This is a genomic window from Hymenobacter humi, assembly GCF_042665855.1.
GTDB classification, from domain to species: domain Bacteria; phylum Bacteroidota; class Bacteroidia; order Cytophagales; family Hymenobacteraceae; genus Hymenobacter; species Hymenobacter humi.
The window spans coordinates 1,300,322-1,322,315 of sequence record NZ_JBHTEK010000001.1; the positions used below are offsets into that span (position 1 = coordinate 1,300,322).

The window sequence follows — 21,994 nt, forward strand, 5'->3', positions numbered from 1 at the left end:
TTTACGCCCTTCCCAACTTGCTCTCCGCTATGAAAGGTTTCCTGCCCCGTACGCTGCACCCCGGCCTTCAGATAATGATGCTTCTGGTGCTGATGGTGGCCGGGGCCTGCGTGGGCTACGCCATCATCTTTGGGTTGGCCCAGGCCGTGTTCGGGCTCTCGCTGCCGGAAGTGCAAAAGGTGATGCTGTACCCGGCGTCGTACCCGCAGGGCTGGAGCCTGCTCATGATGGCCCAGGGCGTGCTGCTGTTTACGGCGTGCGCGGGCGGCGCGCTGGCACTGGCCTGGTCGTTGGGCTACAGTTGGGCCGAGTATTTCAACCCGCGCCGGCTGGGGGCGGGCTGGTGGCTGCTGGCGGCGGCCGTGCTCATCCTGGTGATTGTGCCTTTCATGTCCAGCCTCATTGCCTGGAACGCGGGCGCGCATTTCCCCGGCTCGCTGCACGATTTTGAAGTGTGGGCCCGCGCCAGCGAAGACCGCGCCCAGGTCCTCACCAAGTTCCTTACCCGGCTCAACTCCACGGGCCGCCTGCTGGTGGCCGTGCTGGTGATTGCCGTGGTGCCGGCCGTGGGCGAAGAGCCTGGTGTTTCGGGGCGTGATTCAGAAAAACCTGGTGCGCTGGCTGTCGCCGCACGCGGGCGTGTGGGTGGGCGCGGCCCTGTTCAGCGCCATTCACATGCAGTTTTTGGCTTTGTGCCGCGGTTTGTGCTCGGGCTGGTGCTGGGCTACCTGTACCTGTGGAGCGGCAATATTCTGGTGTCGATGGCCGCGCACTTCACCCAAAACGCCTTCCGCCTGCTCGTGGTGTACCTGTCCCAGCGCGGCCTGTTCGGCTGGGGCTTCGACCCCGATGCTACCGACGCGCTGCCCTGGACGCTGGCCGTGCCGTCGGCGCTGCTCTCGGCCGGGCTGCTTTATTTCCTGTACCAGCGCATGACGGCCCCGGCCGCGCCCACCGCCATGCTCACCCTCAGCCACCACGGCGTGGACGTGCGCCGCGGCGAGCCGCTGGCGTAGCTCAATTTCCGTATTCTTTATTCTAATCCTTTCGAGTTGTCCGATTCTACGCCTCCGGTTTCCTCCATTTTAGCTCAACCTGCCGATACCAAACCGGGCCCGAGCAACCTGCGGCTGCGGGTGATTTATGGCGTGATTGGCGCCGCGCTGCTGCTGGGCAGCGTGTGGCTCAGCCCCTGGACGTTCGGGCTGTTTTTTGCCGCCGTGCAGGCTGTCATGCTGTGGGAGTTTTTCCGGATGATGCGGGCCGGCGGGCTTGCGCCGGCCACGTGGCTGGGCATTGGGGCCGGACTGCTGCTGTTCTTTGGCACGTTTTGGTTTGTGCACAGCAGCAACATCCACGTGGTTGATGCCAGCGCCGACGTGGTAGGCGCGGCGCTGGAATCTTTGATGGGGACGTTCCAGTCGTTTTTCCTGAAAATTCTGTGGGCCGCGTTGGCCCTGCTGGTCCCGGTGCTACTGCTGGTGCGGGAAATGGTGCTGTGGCCGCGCTATTCCAATCCTTTCAGCAATGCGGGCTCGGTGCTGATGGGGCTGCTGTACATCAGCGTGCCCATGGCGTTGCTGTCGTTGCTGGCGCAGGGCAGCGCGGGCTACGACTACCGCCGCATCTTCGCCCTGCTCTTCCTTATCTGGACCTCGGACATCGGCGCTTACGCCGCCGGCAAGACCTTTGGCAAGCACAAAATGGCCCCCAGCATCTCGCCCGGCAAAACCTGGGAAGGCTGGGGCGGCGGCTTCGTGCTCACGCTGCTGGTGGGCTGGGCCCTGGGTGCGCTGCTGCCCGATATGCCGCTGCACCACCGCCTGTTGGCGGCCGGTGCGGTGGCAGTGTTTGCGCCCTCGGCGACCTGGCCGAGTCCATGCTCAAGCGCAGCGTGGGCGTGAAGGACTCGGGCAGCATCATGCCCGGCCACGGCGGCCTGCTGGATAGGTTCGACGCGTTTCTGCTGGTGCTGCCGGTGCTGGCGCTGCTGCAGCTGCTGGCGGGGTAACAGCGGCCGGACTGGCCGGCGGCAGGTGCCGGGCTCACAGTGAAAAACTTGTGGAAAACGCCCCAAACGTTTGCGCCGAATTCGGCTACGGTCTAGGCAAAACCAATACCTTTGCGCCCCTAAACCGTAGGCTAATTCCCACCCAACACTTTCTTAACCCCTATCCCGAATGGCAGCTCATACCGTGTATAAAGAGCCGGCTCCGTTAATGGACCGTGAAAACCCACTGGAATCAATGATGTCGCGCTTCAACATCGCGGCCGACATTCTTGGGCTTGACGAAGCCACCTACAACGTTCTCAAGGCCCCCGACAAGCAGGTCATCGTGAATATTCCCGTGACCATGGACGACGGCAAGATTCACGTGTTCGAAGGCTACCGCGTTATTCACAACACCATTCTGGGCCCGAGCAAGGGCGGCATTCGCTACGACAAAAACGTGCACCTCGACGAGGTGAAGGCCCTGGCGGCCTGGATGACCTGGAAGTGCGCCGTGGTGGACATTCCGTACGGCGGCGCCAAGGGCGGCATCATCTGCGACCCCACCACCATGAGCCCCGGCGAGATTGAGCGCATGACCCGCGGCTACACGCTGGCCCTCAAGGATGTATTCGGCCCCGACCGCGACATTCCAGCCCCCGACATGGGCACCGGCCCCCGCGAAATGGCGTGGCTGATGGACGAATTCTCGAAGACCAACGGCATGACCTCGCCGGCCGTAGTAACCGGCAAGCCCCTGGTAATGGGTGGCTCGTTGGGCCGCACCGAGGCCACCGGCCGCGGCGTGATGGTATCGGCCCTGGCCGCCCTCAAGAAACTAGGCCTGAAGCCGACCGAAGTATCGGCCGCTATTCAGGGCTTTGGCAACGTGGGCTCCTGGGCCGCCATTCTGCTGCACGCCCAGGGCGTGAAAATCAAGGGCGTTTCCGACATTTCGGGCGCTTACTGGAACGAGAACGGCATCAACATCGACGACGCCGTGGCTTATAAGAATGCCCACAACGGCCGCCTCGAAGGCTTCACGGGCGCCACGCCCATGGACCCCAACGACCTGCTGACGTCCGACGTGGATGTGCTGGTGCCCGCCGCCGTCGAAGACGTGATTACGGAGCACAACGCCCACGACATCAAAGCCAAGCTCATCGTGGAAGGCGCCAACGGCCCCACCTCGGCTTCGGCCGACCCGATTATCAACGAGAAGGGCATCATGGTGGTGCCCGACATCCTGGCCAACTCCGGTGGCGTCACGGTGTCGTACTTCGAGTGGGTGCAGAACAAGCAGGGCTTCAAGTGGAGCCTGGAAATGGTGACCGAGCGCGCCGACCGCATCATGACCGATGCCTTCGAGAAAGTGTACGAAACCAGCCAGAAGTACAAAGTGCCGATGCGCATCGCGGCCTACGTCGTGGCCATCGATAAAGTAGCCCAGACCTACAAGTTCCGCGGCGGCTTCTAAGAGCTCAGGCACAACCCGGGTACGCCAGAAATGGCGTTCATTGGGTTGACGCCAGCGCAAAGCCCCTGTTTTGCGCGCCAAGCTAACCTACGGCCCACTTTACCCGTTGCGGTAAAGTGGGCCGTTGTTTGGCATAAGGGCTTTAACTTGCACCCCCAGCGGCCCGTTTCGCATTTCGCATGAAGATTCACAAAGAAGGAAGACGCATCCTGTTCGTCACGCTGCTAGTTCTGCTAGTGCTCAACTTACTGGTATTTAATTTTAACAAGGGTGCTGACCTGTTCAACCGGCTGTTTGCCGGGGCCACGGTCATTGTCTTTTTGTTGATTCTACAGTTCTTCCGGAGCCCGTTCCGGCACCTGTTTACCCACGAAGACCTGCTGCTGGCCCCCGCCGATGGCAAAGTCGTGGTCATAGAAAACGTGTTCGAGCCCGAGTATTTTGAAGATGAGCGCAAGCAAATCAGCATCTTCATGTCGCCCATCAACGTGCACGTGACCCGCAACCCCATTTCGGGTCTGGTGAAATATTTCAAGTACCACCCCGGCAACTACCTGGTGGCCTGGCACCCCAAAAGCAGCACCCAAAACGAGCGCACCACCGTGGTGGTGGAAAGCGACGCCGGCCCGCTGGTCTTGTTCCGCCAGATTGCCGGCGCCATGGCCCGCCGCATTGTGTGGTACGTGAACGAGGGCGACGAAGTAAGCCAGGGCGAAGAATTCGGCTTCATCAAGTTCGGCTCCCGCGTCGACCTGTTTGTGCCCCTCGATACCGAAGTAAAAGTTGAGCTAGGCCAGAAAGTGAAAGGTGGCGAAACCGTGATTTGCCAGCTCAAGGTGAAGTAATAACATCCGTTTTGACGTTAAAAAAGCCCGGCTGCAGTGATGCGGCCGGGCTTTTTGTTGAGCTAAATTCTACAGTCCTCAACAGCTAATTCGGCGCTTATACCAGCACGTGCGGCACAAACTCTGACAAGTTGGTAATAACGCCGGCCTCGCGCCGAAAGCCAATGGCGCAGGCCTCGCCGGCCCAGAACACGCCTGCCTGGTACAATCGTCCCTGGGCATCGGCAGGCAGCTCAGCCCAGCGCTGGTAGAGCTGCGGCTGCTGCCCAAACTCGCCCGGAACTTCGGCGGTCATGCGGCCATCTGGCTCAATTTCGGCCACGTTCTGGCCTTCGCGGCCAAACAGCGGCTTGCGCACGTGGTGGCCCGGCAGGGGAGCCAGGCTGGCTTCGAGCAGCAGCGGGTGGTGCGGGAAAACGTCCCATAGGTGGGCCAGCAGGCCTTTGCTTTGGAATAACAAGCTGTAGGCGGGGTTCGCAATCACCACGTCGCGCGTGAGCTGCAACTGGGTAAGGTCGGCGGTAAGCTCGGGCTCTTCTTCGGCCAGAATTTCCCAGGGCACTAGCTTAAACAGGAAGTCGAACTTCTGCCACTGCTGCGGCGCTGTTTCAGCCCAGATGCCCCGGTCTTCGCCCGCTACCGAAACCTTCATGTCGTCGACGGGGCAGATGTGCAGGTCGGCAAAGCCGGCGGCGCGGGCGGCTTCGGCCAGCACGGCGCAGTTGGCTTCGTCTTCGGCGCTGCCCGGTAGGTACACGAGCAGGAGGGTCGCCTGCCGGTCGATGTTGAGGGTGCGCCAGTGGCGGAACTGGTCTTCCAGGCACTCAAAAAGCCCGTTGGCCTGGCTGTCTTCGTTGCCCTGGCCGGCCGCCACCAGGCTGGCCCACTGCACCACGGCGGTTTCGGGCAGGCTGGTGGCAGTATCGGCGTTGAATTCCAGGAGTTTGGGCCCTTCCGGCGTCAGGGCCAGGTCGAAGCGGCCGTAGAGGTGCCAGTGGCGCTCGTCGTTCCAAGAGTGGCGCACGGCCTCCCACAGGTTGGCCGGGATGGCTAGCCGCTGCAGAAACTCATCGGGAATGGGGTCAGGAATCGATTCCACCAGCATGTCGTAGAGCGAATCGGCGGCTTCCAGCAGCATCTCCGCTCCTGCTTCGGTGAGCTGCACGGCCTCGCGGGCTACGTAGTTCTGGCAGGCTTCTTCAATGGCCCATTCCCAGCCCAGGGTGCGCACAGCCGGCGATACATCGCCGGGAAGGGGAGGAGGTTTATCATATTCGGATGATGCTGGTCGGGTCAGAAGAAACAATTAATCGAAACGTCGTGCTGAGCTTGTCGAAGCATCTCGCTCGCCGGAACCTCCACCCCTGACCCCTGCCGGGCACGGCCCTCGCCAAAAAAGAGGGGGCACCAGTTCAGGGCGAGTGTAGCGCGGACTTTGTAGTCCGCGTCCAGAACGGCCTTGATAAAACGGACGCGGGGACGCGGACTACAAAGTCCGCGCTACACTCAGCTGGCTCTCTTCTCCCAAAGGAGAGACAGGGGTGAGGTACCCAGAGGCTGCGCTCAGCATGACGTTCTAGGAATCAAAAACTATTACCCGCCAAAGCCCCGGAAGCCGCCGCGGCTGCCGAAACGGCTGCTTCGGCCCGCTGGCGCACTGCTGCGGTAGCCGGGCCGGGGGCGCTGCGCACTGTGGAGCGGCTTTCCTGAATGCCCGCATTCGGAGAGGTGCGGCCGCCGGCAAAGCCGCTGCCGAAAAAGCCGCGGCCGGATTGCCGCTCGCGGGCCACGTTGGCGCGCCAGTTCTGGTTGCGCTGCAGTAGGCCGGGGTTGGCATACACGCCCGGATTGGGCGTGAGAAAGCGGCCGGCCATGTAGCCAATGCCGCCCCACATGAGCACATCCATCATGCCGGTGCCGCCCGTGCGGTTCTCGGGATTGACGCGGCTATACTCCTGCATCTGGCGCTGCAGGGCCTGGCCTTGCAGAGTGTCGACTTTGCCGTCGAAGTGGTGCAGCACGGCGGCTACTTGCTCTTTACCGGCGGGGCGCTCCGCCGTGATTTTCCACTGGCCGGGCTGCACTTCGGTCATTTCGGTGATGACGCCCTCGCTGTAGGTTTCGCCGCCCCATTTGGCCTCGGCGCCGTTTTCGTCGGCCCGGCTGTTGTCGTTGGAGCAGGCCGGCAGGGCGAGGCCCAGGCTGCTGGCAGCGGCCATCAGCAGCACGTTGCGGCGCCAGTCGCCAAGGGGGTGAAAGTGCTTTTTCATAGCGAAAAGTAAGAAATGAAGGGGTTGCCGAAAGTACTAGCCAGAGGTTAAAACCAGCGGGCGGCGAGCTGCATCAGCTGCTCCAGGGCGGTTTGGTCGGCGTGGTCGAAGTCGTTGAGCTGGTCGCTGTCCACGTCCAATACGGCCACCACTTGGCCGTCTTTGAGAATGGGCACCACGATTTCCGATTTCGAATCGGAGCTGCAGGCAATGTGACCGGGGAATTCTTCTACGTCGGGCACCAGCAGGGTTTGGGCCTGGGCCCGCCTGGCGCCGCACACGCCCTTGCCGTGGCGGATACGGGTGCAGGCAATGGGTCCCTGGAATGGGCCCAAAACCAGGCTCGTCGCCTTTCACGAGGTAGAAGCCCACCCAGAAAAACCGAAAGCCTGCCGTAGCGCCGCCGCCGTGTTAGCCAGGTTGGCCGTGAGGTCGGGCTCGCCGGTGGTCAGGGCTTCAATCTGGGGCAGGAGCTGCTGGTATTGCTCGGCTTTGGTGAGCGTGGTGTCGAGGGTGAGGTTTTCAGCCATGAAGGAAGTCGCGCGAAAAGGTCAGTTCGCGCAGTTAAAAAGGAGAATAAAGCATTAATCGCTGAACAGCGCCGCGCATTACAGCCAACGGCTAGCGCGGCTCAGGGTCGCGTTACTTGTCGTTCACGTACCAGAACAATTCATCGGGCCCAACGTTCCGGCGTTCGCGCAAGCCCGTCAGCCCAAGCCGCGGCGCAGCAATGCCCTGGCCCAATTTCATGGGCGCCCGGAATACCCGGATTTCGTCCCACAGCCCGGCGTTTAGCAAGGCATTGAGCACCGTGGGCCCGCCTTCCACAAACACCGACTGCACCTGCCGTTCGTAGAGGTCGGCCAAGACCTGAGGAATCAGGTCGTCGGCTTCCGACAGGGTCACGAGGTCGAGGTTGGTGGCGTGGCGGGGCTGACGGTAGGTATAGATGAGGGTGGGCTGTGAGCCGTCGAGCAGGTTGTGCGTGGGTGGTAAGCTCAGGTTTTTGTCGATGACGAGGCGCGTGGGCTGGGGGCCGGGCCAGTCGCGCACGTTCAGGCGAGGGTTGTCGTGCAGGGCCGTGCGCGTGCCCACCAGGATGGCCTGCTCTTCGGCCCGCCACTGGTGGGTGAGCAGGCCGGCCTGCGGGCTGCTGATTTGCACCGGCTGGAAGTAGCGCCCGGCCAAAAAGCCATCGGCGGTTTCGGCCCACTTCAGCACCAGGTAAGGCCGTTTCTTTTCGTGGAAGCCAAAGAACCGGCGGTTGAGCCAGCGCCCTTCCTGGGCCAGCAAGCCGGTTTCCACCTTCACCCCGGCGGCACGCAGCTTCTCGATGCCGCGGCCCGCCACCAGCGGAAACGGGTCCTCATTGCAGATAACGACTTCGCGCACGCCCTTGGCAATGAGCAAGTCAGCGCAGGGCGGCGTTTTGCCGTGGTGGGCGCAGGGCTCCAGGGTCACGTACACGCGGCTTTCGGGCAGCAAGGACTGGTCGGCCACAGCAGCCAGCGCATTCACTTCGGCGTGCGGGCCCCCGTACTGCCGGTGCCAGCCCTCGCCGATGATGCGGCCGTGGTGCGTCACCACACAGCCTACCAAGGGGTTGGGCCGGGCATAGCCGGTGCCCAGGTGCGCCAAATCCAGGGCGCGGCGCATGAACATAGCATCATCTGGTTTCATCCGGGCGAAGGTAAGCCGGGGGCCGTAGCTGCGCCGTTGGGCTACCTTTGCCCAGATGACCATCCGCGAATTCACTGCCTCTCTCGCCGCCGCGCTCCACCCCACTTACCCTACCCGCGAAGCCGAAGCCATTGCCACGCTGGTGGTGGAATACCTGCTCGATATCGACGCGCTGCAGCGCATGATGGATGCGCAGGAAACCGTGCCGCCCGAAGCATTAGCAGCACTGCCGCCGTTGCAGGCACGCCTGCTGGCCCACGAGCCCGTGCAGTACGTGCTGGGCACGGCGTATTTTGAAGACATGGCGCTGGAGGTCACGCCCGCCACGCTCATTCCGCGCCCCGAAACCGAAGAATTGGTACGGGTGATAAAACAGGAGCAGCAGGGGCGCAGCGGCCTGCAGGTGCTGGACGTGGGCACCGGCTCGGGTTGCCTGGCCATTGCCCTGGCCCGCACGCTGCCCAAATCCCAGGTCCTGGCGGTGGATATTTCCGAAGAAGCGCTGGCCGTGGCGCGACGCAACGCTGCCCGCTACGCGCCCACGGTGACGTTTCAGCGGGTGGATATTCTACAGGACCTGCCGGTTGAGCCTGGCCCCGGGCTCCCTGGATGTGCTGGTAAGCAACCCGCCCTACGTCCGCGAAAGCGAGCGGCCGCTCATGCGCGACAACGTGCTGGCCTGGGAGCCCGCCACGGCCCTGTTTGTGCCCGACCACGACCCGCTGCTGTTCTACCGCCGCCTAGGCGATGTCGGCCAGGAGCTGCTGCGTCCCGGCGGGGCGCTCTATCTGGAAATCAACGAAGCCCTGGGGCCGGAAACGGCGGCTTTGCTCCAGGAGCACGGCTACGAAGACGTGCGGGTATTGCCCGATATGTTCGGCAAGCCCCGCATGGTGCGCGGCACCCGCGCGTAATTTTTTGTAATTTACAGGAAGACAAATCGGGCAATTGAGCTAAGTTGGGCTGGCCCAGGGATGGAAATTCCTAGGCTCCGGTAGCTCAACTGCTCCTGGCCGATGCCCGAATTATTTGGTTGCTTTTTCCGCGGCAATACGCTTGGTTTAAGCTCGCAGCGGCATTTTTGCGCCAGGCGTCACGGCGTTTTGCGGGCAAAGGTTTCAAACAACCAGCCCGTTATTGGCGTTATTTGCGCACCACACGTAGTTATTCTTTCAACCTTTTTTAACTCACCAATCTATGAGTCAAGAGCAAGACCAGACGCGCGGCGCCAACGCCGGCGAGAACGGTACGGCCGTGACCGGAGCAGGCAGGCTCGCAGGATGGCCGTTTGGCTTCCGGCGAAAACGCCAACACGCTGACCACCCGCCAGGGCCACCCGGTGTACGACAACCAGAACCTGCGCACCGTGGGCAACCGCGGCCCGGCCACTCTGGAGAACTATCAGTTCCTGGAGAAAATCAGCCACTTCGACCGCGAGCGGGTGCCCGAGCGGGTGGTACATGCCCGTGGCGCGGGTGCCCACGGCGTGTTCGAAGCCTACGGCAAAGTGGGCGACGAGCCCATTGAAAAGTACACCCGCGCCAAGTTGTTCAACACGCCCGGCAAGCAGACGCCGGTATTCGTGCGCTTCTCCACGGTGGGCCACGGCGGTCACTCGCCCGAAACCCTGCGCGACCCGCGCGGCTTCGCTGTGAAGTTTTACACCGAAGACGGCAACTGGGACTTGGTGGGCAACAACCTGAAGGTGTTCTTCATCCGCGATGCCCTCAAGTTTCCGGACCTGATTCACTCGCAGAAGCCCGACCCGGTGCACAACCGCCAGACCGGCGAGCGCATTTTCGACTTCATCTCGAACACGCCCGAGGCCATGCACATGGTGTCGTTCCTGTTCTCGCCCTGGGGCATTCCGGCCAACTACCGCCAGATGCAAGGCTCCGGCGTGAACACCTACAAGTGGGTGAACAAGGAAGGCGTGGGCGTGCTGGTAAAATACCACTGGGAGCCACTGCAAGGCATTAAAAACCTCACGCAGCCGGAAGCCGAAGCCATTCAGGCCAAGAACTTCAACCACGCCACCCAGGACCTGTTCGACCACATCAAGGCCGGCAACTTCCCGCAGTGGGAGCTACGCGTGCAGATTATGAGCGACGACGAGCACCCGGAGTTGGACTTCGACCCGCTCGACGACACCAAAATCTGGCCCGAAGACCAGTTCCCGCACCTGCCCGTGGGCAAGATGACGCTGAACAAGAACCCCGAGAACTACTTCGCCGAAGTGGAGCAGGCAGCGTTCGGTACCGGCGTACTAGTGGATGGCCTCGATTTCTCCGACGACAAGATGCTGCAGGGCCGCACCTTCTCGTACTCGGACACCCAGCGCTACCGCGTGGGTACCAATTACTTGCAGCTGCCTATCAACGCGCCCAAAAAGCACGTGGCCACCAACCAGCGCGACGGCCAGATGGCCTACCACGTCGATTCGGCCCCCGGCCAGAACCTGCACGTGAACTACGAGCCTTCCAGCCTGAAGGGCCTGAAGGAGTCGCCCCGCGCCGGCGCCGACCACATGCCGGCCTACGAAGGCCGCCTGGTTCGCCAGGCCATCGACCGTACCAACAACTTCAAGCAAGCCGGTGAGCGCTACCGCCTGCACGAAGACTGGGAGCGCAACGACCTCATCAGCAACATGACCGGCGCCCTTGCCGACGCTGCCAAGGTCATCCAGGACAAAATGATTGACCTCTGCTCCCAGTGCGATGCCGACTGGGGCCGCCGCCTGGCCGAGGGCCTGCAGAATGCCCGTAACGGCAAATCCGGCGCTACTCAGGCCAACGAAAGCAAAGCTTCTGAGGCTGTGCACCAGGCCGAAGCCATCGCGCACGAAGCCAAGCCGTATTAATCTGGCTTAGCAGCAATAAAAAAGGGCACCCAATTGGGTGCCCTTTTTTATTGCTCAATTTTTATGATTCAACACGAAGGCAGCTAAAACACCGTCAGCGTTAAAAAGGAACGTCATGCTGAGCGTAGCCGAAGCATCTCGCGTGTGGTAGTAATCCAATCGTCTGTCATGCTCATCTGGCGTCCGCCTGCGAAGCATCTGCTCATGGCTCAACGATTCGTTCGACGGCGATGAGATGCTTCGCAAACTCACATGACAAGCAGCGCGGGCGAGATGCTTCGGCTGCGCTCGGCATGACGGCCTATGGAGCTAAATTGAGCTACTTCCTACAGATTCTGGGTCACGAAGTTGGTCATCTGGCGGTAGAGGTGCAGGCGCGTGTTGCCGCCCGAAATTCCGTGGTTGCGGTTGGGGTAGTACAGCGTCTGGTAGTCCTTGTTGGCTTTGATGAGGGCATCGACGAAGGCGATAGAATTCTGGAAGTGCACGTTGTCGTCGCCGGTGCCGTGCACGAGCAGGAACTTGCCTTTCAGGTTTTGGGCAAACTGCACGGGCGAGTTCTCATCGTAGCCGGCGGGGTTTTCCTGGGGTGTTTTGAGGTAGCGCTCGGTGTACACGGTGTCGTAGTAGCGCCAGTTGGTAACGGGGGCTACGGCGATGCCCATCTTAAACAGGTCGGCGTTTTTGGTCATGGCCAGCGAGGTCATGTAGCCGCCGTAGCTCCAGCCCCAGATGCCGATGCGCGACTTATCCACGTAGGGAAGGGTGGCCAGGTACTTGGCGCCTTCGCCCTGGTCGATGGTTTCGAGCTTGCCTAGGTTGGCGTAGGTGGCCTTGCGGAAGGCCGAACCCCGGCCCGAGGTGCCGCGGTTTTCTACCGATACCACGATGTAGCCTTGTTGGGCCAGCATCTGGTGCCAGAGGTAGTTGGGGAAGGCCGTGCCACCGCCAGCATTGTCAAGCACGGTCTGGGTGCTGCCGCTGCCGAAGCTGGGGCCGCCGTACACGTGCATCATCACGGGGTACTTTTTGTTGGGGTCGAAGTTGCTGGGCTTAATCATCCAGGCGTTCAGGTCCACGCCTTCGGACGTCTTGATGGTGAGGAACTCCAACTTGCCCAGGTCGTACTGCGTCAGGGTCTGGCGCAGCTTGGCGTTGTCTTCCAGGGTTTTCACCAGCTTGCCGCTGGCGCCTTCGCGCAGGCTCACCACGGTGGGCACGCCCGCCGATGAATGCGTATTGAGGAAGTACTTGGTGTCGGGGCTCATGTTCACCACGTCGGTGCCGTTGCCGGCCTCGCTGATGCGTTTCTTGCCCGAGCCTTTGAGGTTGACGCGGTACAGGTGGCGCTGCAGGGCCGAGCCTTCGGTGCTGGTGTAGTACACGAAGCCGGTCTTGGGGTCGAAGCCGTTTATCTGGCTGATTTCCCACGGGCCCTTGGTGAGCTGGCGCACCTGCTTGCCGTTCATGTCGTGCAGGTAGAGGTGCTGGTAGCCGTCCTTTTCGCTGGTGAAGACAAACTGCTTGCCGCCGGCCAGGTACTTCAAATCGTCGTTGATTTCCACGTAGGCCGGGTTGGTGTCGGTCAGCACCACTTTGGTTTTGCCGGTGCCAGCGTCGGCGTGCAGAATCTCGAGCTTGTTCTGCAGGCGGTTCAGGCGCTGGATGCTGAGGGTGTTGGGCGCGGTGGTCCACTGCACGCGCGGGATGTACTGGTTGGGCTCGGGGCCCACGTCCATCTTCACGGTGCGGGCGCTGGCCACGTCGTAGGTCGACAGGCTCACCACCGAGTTTTTCTCGCCGGCTTTGGGGTACTTGAAGCGGTTTTCCTTGGGGTAGAGGCCACCCCATTCCTGCATGTCGTACTCGGGTACCTGGCTTTCGTCGAAAGTATAGAAAGCAAGCTGCTTGCTGTCGGGCGACCAGAAGAAGCCCTGGGCAAAGCCGAACTCCTCCTCGTACACCCAATCAGTTGAGCCGTTGATGAGGTTGTTTTTCACGCCGTTGGTGGTCACGGCGGTTTCCTTCATGGTGGCCAGATCGGTCACAAACACGTTGTTGTCGCGGGTGAAGGCCACGCGCTGGCCATCCGGGGAGAACGTGGCGTAGCCTTGCTTGCCGCCGGCGCTCAGGGGCGTCAGCTTCTTGGTGCCGCGGTCAAACACGTAGTACGTGGAGCGCGCGCTGTGCCGGTAGATGGGCTCGGTCTCGGTGGTGAACAGGATTTTCTGCTCGTTGGCATTGAAGGAGTAGCCGTCCACGTTGAGCGGCTTGTCGGCACCGGCCAGCTTGAGGTCGGCCGACTCTACCAGCGTTTGCACGGCTTTGCCGGTGGTCACTTCGTGCTGCACGAGGCTGCCGCCTTCCAGGGCCGAGTAGTAGCGGCCGTCCTTCATCCAATTGAAGCCCGGCACCGAAGCCGCGCGAAACGTGGGCTTGGCCCAGATGTCTTCCAGGGTCAGCGGCAGCTTTTGCTGGGCCTGAACGGAAGTTGAGTGAGGCCCGGCAGCAAGGCCGGTCCATTGGCCGCCAGCAGCAAAGCCAGCGCAAAAAAGCGAAAACGCATAAACACGAAAAGAGCGTGAGCGAAATAAGGGAGGAAACTGAACGTTAAAGGTAATAGCCACTGGCAGCACCATCGCAGCAGGTGGGCCCGGCTACCTTTGTACTATGCGCTTTCGCCTCCTTCTGTTTTTGCTGCCCGTGCTGCTGGGCGCCTGTTCCAAACCAGCCCAACCCGTCCGGCTCGACTTCATCGGCAACACTACGCTCACCTCGGGCAGCCGCGTAGTGAACGCCAACGACACCCTCTCGACGAAGGCCTACGCCGTGGCCAAGGACAATCTGCTCAAGCGCCTGCGCATCACGGTACGGTACGAGCCCGGTCCTAGCCCCGTTCTGTATCCGGTGCCCATCTCGGGCTTTAACCCCAACAACGCCCCCGGCCCGCAGGAAATCGTTTACCTCGATTCGCTCATCAAGCCCACTGCTGCAGCTCAGGAAAGCGAGTATTTGTTTGAGAATCAGTTTTCGGCCCGCTCCACTTCGGGTGCCGAACGCTGGCAATACACCGCCATCGACGCTGCCGACGGAAGCGCCTCGCGGGCGTATCGCCTCACGGTGCGCAAGGCCGACTCAGCCGCGGTTTTCCATAACTACACCACGGTCATTCGCCCGGTCCCGGGCTCGCCCCTGGCCGCGTCGGTGCTCCACGACCGCGCCCGCGTGTTTCTGAGCTTGCGCGATGGGTTGCTCTTGCCCAAGTATGCGGTGCGCAATAACGAAGCCTCGGTGCAGGCCAACCAGCAGTTGATTGACCTGGTGTGCGTGGCGAACCGCGCGGGCACCACCATCCGGCTGGATGCCACGGCGGCGGATAGCCTGAGCAGGAAGCTGGCGCCGTCCAGTTGGCCCGTGGCCAATCGACGGCGAACCCGCCTGCTGAATACCCGCCTCACCGCTACCGAATTTGGCAACGCCCGCACCACCGGCAGCTTTGCCTCGGCATTTGCGGTGGGCACGGCTGCCACCCGCGACAGCTTGTCGACCGGGGTGCTGGCCAGAGGCAATGTGGTCGCTTTTCGCACCGCCAACGGCTATTACGGCCTGCTGCTGGTGTCTGACTTGGTGCCCGGGACGTCGCCGCGGCTCAACTGCAGCATCAAAGTGCAGAAATAAGCCGCCGAGCTTCCGCTACAGTATGGCAATTAAACAAAGAAGGCTGCTCCGTAGTGGAGCAGCCTTCTTTGTTGTTGGAAAGCCGCCGAGCGGCTTGGTAACTTTAGAAAGTGATGCCGGCTGTCACGCTGGTCGTGAAGCGGTTGGCATCCGTCTTTATTACGGGTTGCAGGTCGTTGCTGAGGCTGTAGGGGGTGTAGAGCTGGTCGGCCGAAGTGTACACCGCAGCGGCGTCGATGAAGAAATTGCCCTGGCGCAGGCCCACGCCGCCGGTGTAAAAGTTCTGGGCCCGCTCGTTGTTGGTGTCGGCCTTGTAGGGGTCGCCGTAGCGGGCGTAGCCCAACCGCACCCGGAATATATCGAAGCGGCCTTCGGCGCCGAGGCGCAGGTTGACCGCGCTTTGGTAGCGGGACTGGATGTCACTGTTTTCCTGGCTGAAATCGTAGTCGTCGCCGTTGGCGTCCTGCGCGTCGTTGTTGAGCCGGGCCTTGCCGTAGCTCACATACTCCACGTCGCCGGTCACAAAGCCGTACTTGCCGAAGGTCAGGGCCGCGCCACCGTTGGCCCGGAAGGGCGTTGTGAGCGTGTAGGCGTAGTCGTTGGTTGGGAAAGCCACCGTGGTTTCGCCCACGGGCAGGTCGCTGGGTACCCGGTCGGTGCCCTGGCCGCTGAAATTGGACGTCAGGTTTTCGTTGAAGGTGTCGGTGAGCCGCATAAACGTGGGCGTCTGCACCGAAGCGCCCACCCGCACTTTGTCGCTGGCGCGGTAAATCAGGCCCAGCCGGGCGTTGATGCCCGTGCCCCTCGTTTTCTGCTCGCTGCGGCTGCGCAGGCTGATGAAGTGCGTGTTGACGTCGGTGTCAGCCTCGGTCAGAATGCGTGTTTCAGTGAACGTGGAGCTAACAATGCCCAGCGCGCCGCCGATGTACAGCTTGTCGCGGTAATTGGCGCCGTAGCCCAGGTCAAACTGCGACTGGGAGCCCGAGTTCGTCACCGTTTCGCCCTGGTTGAGCACGCTGCCCTGCTGGCGGAGCACCACGGCCGAGTCGGCGCGGTTGCCGGTGCGGGCCCGCACGATGTTGGCCAGATAAGCGCCGTAGGCCAGGCCCAGGTTAGTGGTGTAGTTGTTCTCGTTCACCTGGTCGTCCAGGCTGTTGAAGAAGTCCTGGCCGCGCGCCCCGGTCTGGGGCCGCAGGCGCGACAAAAACGAGTTGTTATTAGTTACCGTGCCCTGGTAGCTGGTGGCCACGTTGAAATCGGCCTGCCGGGTAAAGCCCAGCGCAAAGGCCCCGCCGCGCCAGTTGGTGGTTTGGTCGTCGTCGGGCCGGCGGGAAGTGAGCACCAGTCCGCCGCTGGCCACGTGCAAGCTGTTTTTGGTGGCTTCCTTCCCAGCTGTGCCGTTGCCTTCGATGCGGGTGGTGCTTTGCCCAAAGCCGACGCCCGGCGTAAAGTGCAGCTCCGATTTCTGGTACATGCCCAGGCCCGCGGGGTTGCTGGTGAGGTTGCCGAAGTCGGCGCCCAGGGCTACGTTGGCCCCGGCAATGCCCAGGGTGCGGGCTGGCCCACCGAATTGCAGGCGGGAATAGCGTAGCGCGTCGCTGGGGCCTTGGGCAAAGGCGTGGCCTGCCTGCCCGGCTACGAGGGCCAGGCTAAGCCAAATTATCCGTTTTTTCATGGGAGGGGTGGGAGAAAGGGAGCCGGCCGATGGGCCGGCTCGCTTGGGGAAGTTTTTGCAGAAATCGTTGGCTCAGGACTTAGTCGGCCCGGCTGCGGCCGCGGCTGCCACCGCTGTTATTAGACGGGGCCGCAGCGGGAGCAGAATAGGAAGGCTGGCTCGAACGCTGGGGCTGCTCATACGACTGCTGCCGGGGCTGCTCGTAGGTGCGCTCCTGGCGCTGTTGGCGGGGCTGGTCATAAGCACGCTGGCGAACCGGCTGCGGCTGCTCGGTGCTTTGGCTGCCGGCGTTGCTGGGCTGGGCCGGCACGCTAAACCAACCGCCGCGGCGGCGCTGCACTTCCTGCGGAGCAGCTTGTGGCTCGGGCGCGGTATTCTCACGCACCCGGCCCCGGTTGTCTTCGGTTGTTACCCGGCCGGCCTCGGTGGGCTGGCTCATGTCGCGGTACACGGGCTCATCGGCGCGCTGCTGGCGGCGGGGCCGGTTGTAGCCTTCCGAACGGCCTGCGGGGTTGTCCGCCGTGTTTCCCGTAACCGATTCGGACCGTAAGCGGCCATCGTTGTTGGTGGGACGGGCGCCGTCGGGCAGGGGAGTAGATGGGGCCATCTGGTCATCAGTCCTGGCCCGGCCCGTGTTGGGCCGGCCGCTGATGTTGCCGCCGTTCGGGTTGCCGGTGGTGCTGCCCGAAGTGTAGCGCCCATCTGAGTCACGCCGGTTGAGGTGGCCGTAGGTGCGGTTTACGCGCACGTTCTCGTTGCCCGAAGAGCGGGTGCCATAGCCAAAGTTGCTGCCGTAATAGCTGTTGCCATAGTAGCGGTTGCCGTAGTAGCCGCCCCGGCCGTAGTAGCCCCCATAAAACGGGCTGCTGTAATAGAAGGGGTCGTAGAAAGAGCTGTACCCATAAGGCCGGCCATAAAAACCGCCATAGCCCCACGGCCGCCCAAAGCCCAGGCTGATGCTCACGCTGGACCCGTAAAAGGGGCTATAGAAAGGACTGTAAAACGGGTCGTAGCTCAGACTGGTATAAGGCGAGTAGGGCACGTAGTAGGTAACGCCGGGGCCGTAGCCCGGCAGGCCCTGCATGTAGGTGTACGAGTTGTCGTAGTACTGGTCGGAGCCGGTATTGCCGCGGCGCGAGGCTTGTTGGCCGTGTTGCCGTTGTAATCGGGGTTGGCGGCTTCGTCGGTGCTGGCGGCCGCCGTTTCCTGGGCTGGCGCCGCGCGCACTACGGCCGTGGTGTGGTCTTTAGAAGAATAGTAAACCCCGTCATCTTCCGACGTAGCGAGGCCCGAGGTACTCGCACAGCCGCCCAACGCGAGCAAGGCCAAGGCGGGCAAAAAAGCGGTGAGCAGGTTTTTCATGACTGAAAAGTGAAGAGTGGGAGGCTTACTGTCAAAGTAACGACGCAAACGAGACAAGCAGGAGAAAGGACTAATACTCAGCGCCGGTTTAATAAGCAGAAAGCCAGGGTAAAGTTAGAGTCGCCACCCGGGGGCGGCGAAGGAGCCGAATAGTCAATCGTACAAGGTCCGCTCTTTAGTAACGTAATTTGACCCCGAAACGGTGCCTCTTAAAGTGGTCAAATCTTGTACCAAAAACAGGAGCTTTTTCAATTAAATATAAGATGCCTCCTATGAGCAAAAAGTTGCCTACCCGCCAAGAAGATTATTCGCTTTGGTACAACGAGTTAGTGAAGCGCGCCGGCCTGGCCGAAAACTCGGCTGTGCGGGGCTGCATGGTCATCAAGCCCTACGGCTACGCCATCTGGGAAAAAATGCAGCGCCAGCTGGACGATATGTTCAAGCGCACGGGCCACGAAAACGCCTACTTCCCCATCTTCATCCCGAAAAGCCTGTTTGAGGCCGAAGAAAAAACGCCGAAGGCTTTGCCAAGGAATGCGCCGTGGTAACCCACTACCGCCTCCAGACCGACCCCGACAACCCCGGCAAGCTGCGCGTAGACCCCGCCGCCAAGCTGGAGGAAGAACTGGTGGTGCGCCCCACCTCGGAGGCCATCATCTGGAGCACCTACAAAAACTGGGTGCAGAGCTACCGCGACCTGCCCTTGCTCATCAACCAGTGGGCCAACGTGGTGCGCTGGGAAATGCGCACCCGCCTGTTTTTGCGCACCGCCGAGTTCCTGTGGCAGGAGGGCCACACGGCCCACGCCACCGCCGAAGAAGCCGTAGCCGAAACCCGCCAGATGCTCGACGTGTACGCCGAGTTTGCCGAGGAGCACATGGCCCTACCGGTAGTAAAGGGCGTGAAAACCCCCAACGAGCGGTTTGCCGGTGCCGAGGATACCTATTGCATCGAGGCACTGATGCAGGACGGCAAGGCGCTGCAAGCCGGCACCAGCCACTTCCTGGGCCAGAACTTCGCCAAGGCCTTCGACGTGACCTACGCCACCAAAGAAGGCGGCCTGGAGCACGTGTGGGGCACCAGGCCGGGGCGTGAGCACCCGCCTGATGGGCGCCCTCGTGATGGCCCACTCCGACGACGAAGGCCTGGTGCTGCCGCCCAAGCTGGCCCCGATTCAGGTGGTCATCGTGCCGATTTACAAGACCGGCGAGGCTCGACGCGCTGCTCGAGCGCATCCGGCCCATTCAGCAGGGTCTCATTGCCCGCGGCATTGCCGTGAAAGTAGACAGCCGCGACACCGAGCGCCCCGGCTTCAAGTTTGCCGAGTGGGAGATGAAGGGCGTGCCCGTGCGCCTGGCCATTGGCGCCCGCGACCTGGACAATGGTACCGTGGAAGTGGCCCGCCGCGACACCAAGGAGAAGATGAGTCTGCCCCTGGCCGACATCGTGGCCAGCGTCGACCAGCTGCTCAATGATATTCAGCTCAATATCTACGCGAAGGCCAAGAAATTCCGCGAAACCCACACCACCCGCGTCGACAGCTACGACGAGTTTAAGCGCGTGCTCGACAACGAAGCCGGCTTTGTGCTGGCCCACTACGACGGCACTTCCGAAACCGAGGAGCGCATCAAGGACGAAACCAAAGCCACCGTGCGCTGCCTGGCCCTCAACGAGCCGGACGAAGACGGCGTGTGCATGGTGACGGGCAAGCCCAGTGTCCGCCGTGCTTATTTCGCTCGGGCGTATTAATAGCTGGTTGCCAACACAGGCAAAAGAAAAGACCGTCATGCTGAGCGGAGTCGAAGCATCTCGCGTGGGGTAGTAAACCAATCGCAAGGATTAGTGACTGCACGCGAGATGCTTCGACTCCGCTCAGCATGACGGTCTTTTTGGCTATATTTCATTACTATTCCTTCAATTTCTGACTATGCCCTGGCTCACCATTGCGATGCTGCTGTTGTTCGGCCTGCTGTTTGTCGCGGCCGAAGTCATTTTTATTCCCGGTACTACCATTGTGGGCGTGGTGGGTTTTGCGCTCCTGGTGGTAGGGGTTTGGATGGGCTACCGCGACCTTGGGACGCCGTTGGGCCACTACGCCCTGGTGGGAGTGGTGCTGCTGGCCGGGCTAATAGTGTACGTGGGGCTGCGGCCCAAAAACCTCGCGCGGGTGGCCCTCACCAGCGTCAACAATGCGTCAGTTGACGATGTGCGGCGGCCCGATGTGGCGCCCGGCACCGTAGGCCACACCCTCTCGGCGCTGCGGCCGGCGGGCACAGTATTGTTTGGCACCGAGCGGCGGGAAGTAGTCACGCGCGGTGAGTTTGTGGCTTCCGGCACCCAGGTGCGCGTCTTGATAATTGAGCACAACCGGATTGTGGTAGCGGCCGCGTAGCGGAGTGAAATTCTGCGTAACCTTACGCTATGAATTTCCCCTTATTTCCTTTAGCAATAGCGGCCCTGGTGCTGCTGGTGTTTCTGTATTTTTTCCGGTTAGCCTCTGGGTAACGGCGCTCTTTTCCGGGGTGCGGGTTAGTCTCATGCAACTCGCCTTTATGCGGGTGCGAAAAGTGCCGCCGTCACTCATCGTCAATTCGATGATAACCTCGACCAAGGCGGGCCTGCAGCTGACCGCCAATGACCTCGAAACGCACTATCTGGCCGGCGGCAATGTGCCCAGCGTCATCAAAGCCCTGATTTCGGCCGATAAGGCCAACATCCCGCTGACCTTCAAACAGGCCACGGCCATCGACCTGGCCGGCCGCAACGTGTTTGAGGCCGTGACCACCAGCGTCAACCCCAAGGTGATAAACACGCCCAACGTGGCGGCGGTATCGCAGGATGGCATCCAGCTCATCGTCATTGCCCGGGTTACGGTGCGCGCCAACATAGCTCAACTCGTGGGCGGCGCCGGCGAAGAAACCATCCTGGCCCGGGTAGGCGAGGGCATCGTAACCAGCATCGGCTCGTCGAAGTCGCACAAGGAGGTGCTGGAAAACCCCGATAAGATTTCCAAACTGGTCTTGTCGAAAGGCCTGGATGCAGGCACGGCCTTCGAAATCCTGTCCATCGACATCGCCGACGTCGACATCGGAGAGAACATCGGCGCCAAGCTGCAAATGGACCAGGCCGCGGCCGACCTGCGCGTGGCTGAGGCCCGGGCCGAGGAGCGCCGCGCCATGGCCGTGGCCGTGGAGCAGGAAAACCGCGCCAAAACCCAGGAAGCCAAAGCCCGCGTGGTGGAAGCCGAAGCCGAAATTCCCAAAGCCATTGCCGAAGCTTTCCGAAGCGGCAACCTGGGCGTGATGGACTACTACAAAATGCGCAACGTGCAGGCCGATACCGAAATGCGGGATTCCATTGCAAACCCCGGTGGGGGCAGCGGCAGCATCAAGCCGGGCCGGGAAGAAGGCCGGCAGTCCTAGCCCCGTCTGCTGGGGCTTAGGGGAACAATACGAGCGTAGGGCCAGGCTGGCCCTACCGGCCCAATGGGTGCAGGCAGGATAGTTGCATGCCGTTGAGCTAAATATAGTTGAAGGTATAATATTTTGGCTTTTGCTAATTCGAGCATAACTGTTCTTGCGGACGCTGGTTGGTTAATCATCTGCTAACCCCTTAAACCCAAGAACGATGAGAAATTCACTTTATGCTTTATTAACGAGCGGGCTCCTGCTAAGCAGTTGCCAAAAAGAGTCGGTTGAGCCACAGGCTGAGCCTTCGGTGTCGAGTGTTCAAGCCGCCGATGTTCAATCGGACAACCGCAATTTTACCGCTCACCTCCGGGGCGACGAACAGGTGCCGGCCGTGATGACCAACGCCACGGGCCAGGCCATTTTCAAACTCAGCAAGGACGGCTTGTCGCTGTCCTATAAACTCATTGTCGCCAACATCGAATCGACGGTGCTTTTCGGCCACTTGCACCTGGGGGCCCGTGGCACCAACGGGCCCGTGGTGGTTGATTTGGTGGGCCGTACCGGACCTAGCCCCCAAGGCGTGATTGCGGAGGGTACCATCACCAGCACCTCGTTGAAAGGGCCACTGGCCGGCCAGCCTTTGTCGGTTTTGCTAGCCGCCATGGAAGCCGGGAACATATACACCAACGTGCACTCTACGACGTATCCAGGCGGGGAAATTCGTGGCCAAGTGCGTTAATTCCAAGG

The 21,994-nt window shown here is 61.7% G+C and carries 15 protein-coding genes and 4 pseudogenes; 11 read left to right on the forward strand and 8 right to left on the reverse strand.

Annotation, left to right across the window (positions count from 1 at the left end):
• Window positions 1–29: 29 nt before the first annotated feature.
• The 4 genes and pseudogenes from ACFQT0_RS31570 (at window position 30) to ACFQT0_RS07440 (ending at window position 4,312) form a co-directional block, all read left to right on the forward strand.
• Window positions 30–1,016 (forward strand): CPBP family glutamic-type intramembrane protease, encoded by a 987-nt coding sequence (locus tag ACFQT0_RS31570; RefSeq protein WP_449272045.1) that lies wholly within the window; start codon window positions 30–32, stop codon window positions 1,014–1,016.
• Between the two features lie 162 nt (window positions 1,017–1,178).
• Window positions 1,179–2,011 (forward strand): annotated as a pseudogene (locus tag ACFQT0_RS07430) (phosphatidate cytidylyltransferase).
• Window positions 2,012–2,180: 169 nt separating this feature from the next.
• Window positions 2,181–3,467: a Glu/Leu/Phe/Val family dehydrogenase gene (locus tag ACFQT0_RS07435; protein ID WP_380201664.1), complete on the forward strand. Its 1,287-nt coding sequence runs from the start codon at window positions 2,181–2,183 to the stop codon at window positions 3,465–3,467.
• 179 nt (window positions 3,468–3,646) lie between these two features.
• Window positions 3,647–4,312: a phosphatidylserine decarboxylase family protein gene (locus ACFQT0_RS07440; RefSeq protein ID WP_380201666.1), complete on the forward strand. Its 666-nt coding sequence runs from the start codon at window positions 3,647–3,649 to the stop codon at window positions 4,310–4,312.
• Between the two features lie 97 nt (window positions 4,313–4,409).
• On the opposite strand, the gene ACFQT0_RS07445 is transcribed toward ACFQT0_RS07440, so the two are convergent.
• From ACFQT0_RS07445 to ribD, 4 genes and pseudogenes are all read right to left on the reverse strand, one after another.
• On the reverse strand, window positions 4,410–5,543 hold the full coding sequence (locus ACFQT0_RS07445) for a glutathionylspermidine synthase family protein (protein WP_380201668.1): 1,134 nt from the start codon (window positions 5,541–5,543) through the stop codon (window positions 4,410–4,412).
• Window positions 5,544–5,895: 352 nt separating this feature from the next.
• Window positions 5,896–6,582: a hypothetical protein gene (locus tag ACFQT0_RS07450; RefSeq protein WP_380201670.1), complete on the reverse strand. Its 687-nt coding sequence runs from the start codon at window positions 6,580–6,582 to the stop codon at window positions 5,896–5,898.
• Between the two features lie 47 nt (window positions 6,583–6,629).
• Window positions 6,630–7,112 (reverse strand): annotated as a pseudogene (locus ACFQT0_RS07455) (GAF domain-containing protein).
• Between the two features lie 112 nt (window positions 7,113–7,224).
• On the reverse strand, window positions 7,225–8,325 hold the full coding sequence (gene ribD / locus ACFQT0_RS07460; protein WP_380201672.1) for a bifunctional diaminohydroxyphosphoribosylaminopyrimidine deaminase/5-amino-6-(5-phosphoribosylamino)uracil reductase RibD: 1,101 nt from the start codon (window positions 8,323–8,325) through the stop codon (window positions 7,225–7,227).
• Here ribD and ACFQT0_RS07465 point away from each other — a divergent pair.
• Together ACFQT0_RS07465 and ACFQT0_RS07470 are read left to right on the forward strand one after the other, a co-directional pair.
• The gene (locus ACFQT0_RS07465) at window positions 8,318–9,214 is read left to right on the forward strand and encodes a N5-glutamine methyltransferase family protein (protein WP_380201674.1); all 897 of its coding nucleotides are present in this window, start codon (window positions 8,318–8,320) and stop codon (window positions 9,212–9,214) included. The genes ribD and ACFQT0_RS07465 overlap by 8 nt on opposite strands.
• 336 nt (window positions 9,215–9,550) lie before the next feature.
• The gene (locus ACFQT0_RS07470; protein ID WP_380201676.1) at window positions 9,551–11,122 is read left to right on the forward strand and encodes a catalase; all 1,572 of its coding nucleotides are present in this window, start codon (window positions 9,551–9,553) and stop codon (window positions 11,120–11,122) included.
• A 326-nt stretch (window positions 11,123–11,448) separates the two neighbouring features.
• Here ACFQT0_RS07470 and ACFQT0_RS07475 read toward each other — a convergent pair whose 3' ends face one another.
• Window positions 11,449–13,536, reverse strand: a complete 2,088-nt coding sequence (locus ACFQT0_RS07475; protein WP_380201678.1) for a S9 family peptidase — start codon at window positions 13,534–13,536, stop codon at window positions 11,449–11,451.
• A gap of 256 nt (window positions 13,537–13,792) precedes the next feature.
• On the opposite strand from ACFQT0_RS07475, the gene ACFQT0_RS07480 reads away from it, so the two are divergent.
• Window positions 13,793–14,800, forward strand: a complete 1,008-nt coding sequence (locus tag ACFQT0_RS07480) for a hypothetical protein (RefSeq protein ID WP_380201680.1) — start codon at window positions 13,793–13,795, stop codon at window positions 14,798–14,800.
• Window positions 14,801–14,903: 103 nt separating this feature from the next.
• On the opposite strand, the gene ACFQT0_RS07485 is transcribed toward ACFQT0_RS07480, so the two are convergent.
• The 3 genes from ACFQT0_RS07485 to ACFQT0_RS07495 all read right to left on the reverse strand — a co-directional run bounded on the left by ACFQT0_RS07485 (window position 14,904) and on the right by ACFQT0_RS07495 (window position 17,837).
• Entirely contained in the window at window positions 14,904–16,475 is a 1,572-nt protein-coding gene (locus tag ACFQT0_RS07485; protein WP_380201682.1) for an OmpP1/FadL family transporter, read from the reverse strand.
• 79 nt (window positions 16,476–16,554) lie between these two features.
• On the reverse strand, window positions 16,555–17,559 hold the full coding sequence (locus ACFQT0_RS07490; RefSeq protein ID WP_380201684.1) for a hypothetical protein: 1,005 nt from the start codon (window positions 17,557–17,559) through the stop codon (window positions 16,555–16,557).
• The gene (locus ACFQT0_RS07495; protein WP_380201686.1) at window positions 17,490–17,837 is read right to left on the reverse strand and encodes a hypothetical protein; all 348 of its coding nucleotides are present in this window, start codon (window positions 17,835–17,837) and stop codon (window positions 17,490–17,492) included. Before ACFQT0_RS07495 ends, ACFQT0_RS07490 begins: the two co-directional genes overlap by 70 nt.
• A gap of 272 nt (window positions 17,838–18,109) precedes the next feature.
• Here ACFQT0_RS07495 and proS point away from each other — a divergent pair.
• The 4 genes and pseudogenes from proS to ACFQT0_RS07515 all read left to right on the forward strand — a co-directional run bounded on the left by proS (window position 18,110) and on the right by ACFQT0_RS07515 (window position 21,986).
• Window positions 18,110–19,586, forward strand: a pseudogene (proS, locus tag ACFQT0_RS07500) (proline--tRNA ligase).
• Window positions 19,587–19,764: 178 nt separating this feature from the next.
• Window positions 19,765–20,229, forward strand: coding sequence for an NfeD family protein (locus ACFQT0_RS07505; RefSeq protein WP_380201688.1), 465 nt, complete (start codon window positions 19,765–19,767; stop codon window positions 20,227–20,229).
• Window positions 20,230–20,258: 29 nt separating this feature from the next.
• Window positions 20,259–21,259 (forward strand): annotated as a pseudogene (gene floA / locus ACFQT0_RS07510) (flotillin-like protein FloA).
• A 295-nt stretch (window positions 21,260–21,554) separates the two neighbouring features.
• Window positions 21,555–21,986, forward strand: a complete 432-nt coding sequence (locus tag ACFQT0_RS07515) for a CHRD domain-containing protein (RefSeq protein WP_380201690.1) — start codon at window positions 21,555–21,557, stop codon at window positions 21,984–21,986.
• The last annotated feature ends 8 nt before the right edge of the window (window positions 21,987–21,994 follow it).

Excerpts from the sequence above, each read along its gene's own strand:
- ACFQT0_RS07450 (WP_380201670.1), bottom strand. The coding sequence starts at position 6,582 with ATGAAAAAGCACTTTCACCCCCTTGGCGACTGGCGCCGCAACGTGCTG.
- ACFQT0_RS07485 (WP_380201682.1), bottom strand. The coding sequence starts at position 16,475 with ATGAAAAAACGGATAATTTGGCTTAGCCTGGCCCTCGTAGCCGGGCAG.
- ribD (WP_380201672.1), bottom strand. The coding sequence starts at position 8,325 with ATGGTCATCTGGGCAAAGGTAGCCCAACGGCGCAGCTACGGCCCCCGG.
- ACFQT0_RS31570 (WP_449272045.1), top strand. The coding sequence starts at position 30 with ATGAAAGGTTTCCTGCCCCGTACGCTGCACCCCGGCCTTCAGATAATG.
- ACFQT0_RS07490 (WP_380201684.1), bottom strand. The coding sequence starts at position 17,559 with ATGCAGGGCCTGCCGGGCTACGGCCCCGGCGTTACCTACTACGTGCCC.
- ACFQT0_RS07495 (WP_380201686.1), bottom strand. The coding sequence starts at position 17,837 with ATGAAAAACCTGCTCACCGCTTTTTTGCCCGCCTTGGCCTTGCTCGCG.
- ACFQT0_RS07505 (WP_380201688.1), top strand. The coding sequence starts at position 19,765 with ATGCCCTGGCTCACCATTGCGATGCTGCTGTTGTTCGGCCTGCTGTTT.
- ACFQT0_RS07440 (WP_380201666.1), top strand. The coding sequence starts at position 3,647 with ATGAAGATTCACAAAGAAGGAAGACGCATCCTGTTCGTCACGCTGCTA.
- ACFQT0_RS07480 (WP_380201680.1), top strand. The coding sequence starts at position 13,793 with ATGCGCTTTCGCCTCCTTCTGTTTTTGCTGCCCGTGCTGCTGGGCGCC.
- ACFQT0_RS07465 (WP_380201674.1), top strand. The coding sequence starts at position 8,318 with ATGACCATCCGCGAATTCACTGCCTCTCTCGCCGCCGCGCTCCACCCC.
- ACFQT0_RS07435 (WP_380201664.1), top strand. The coding sequence starts at position 2,181 with ATGGCAGCTCATACCGTGTATAAAGAGCCGGCTCCGTTAATGGACCGT.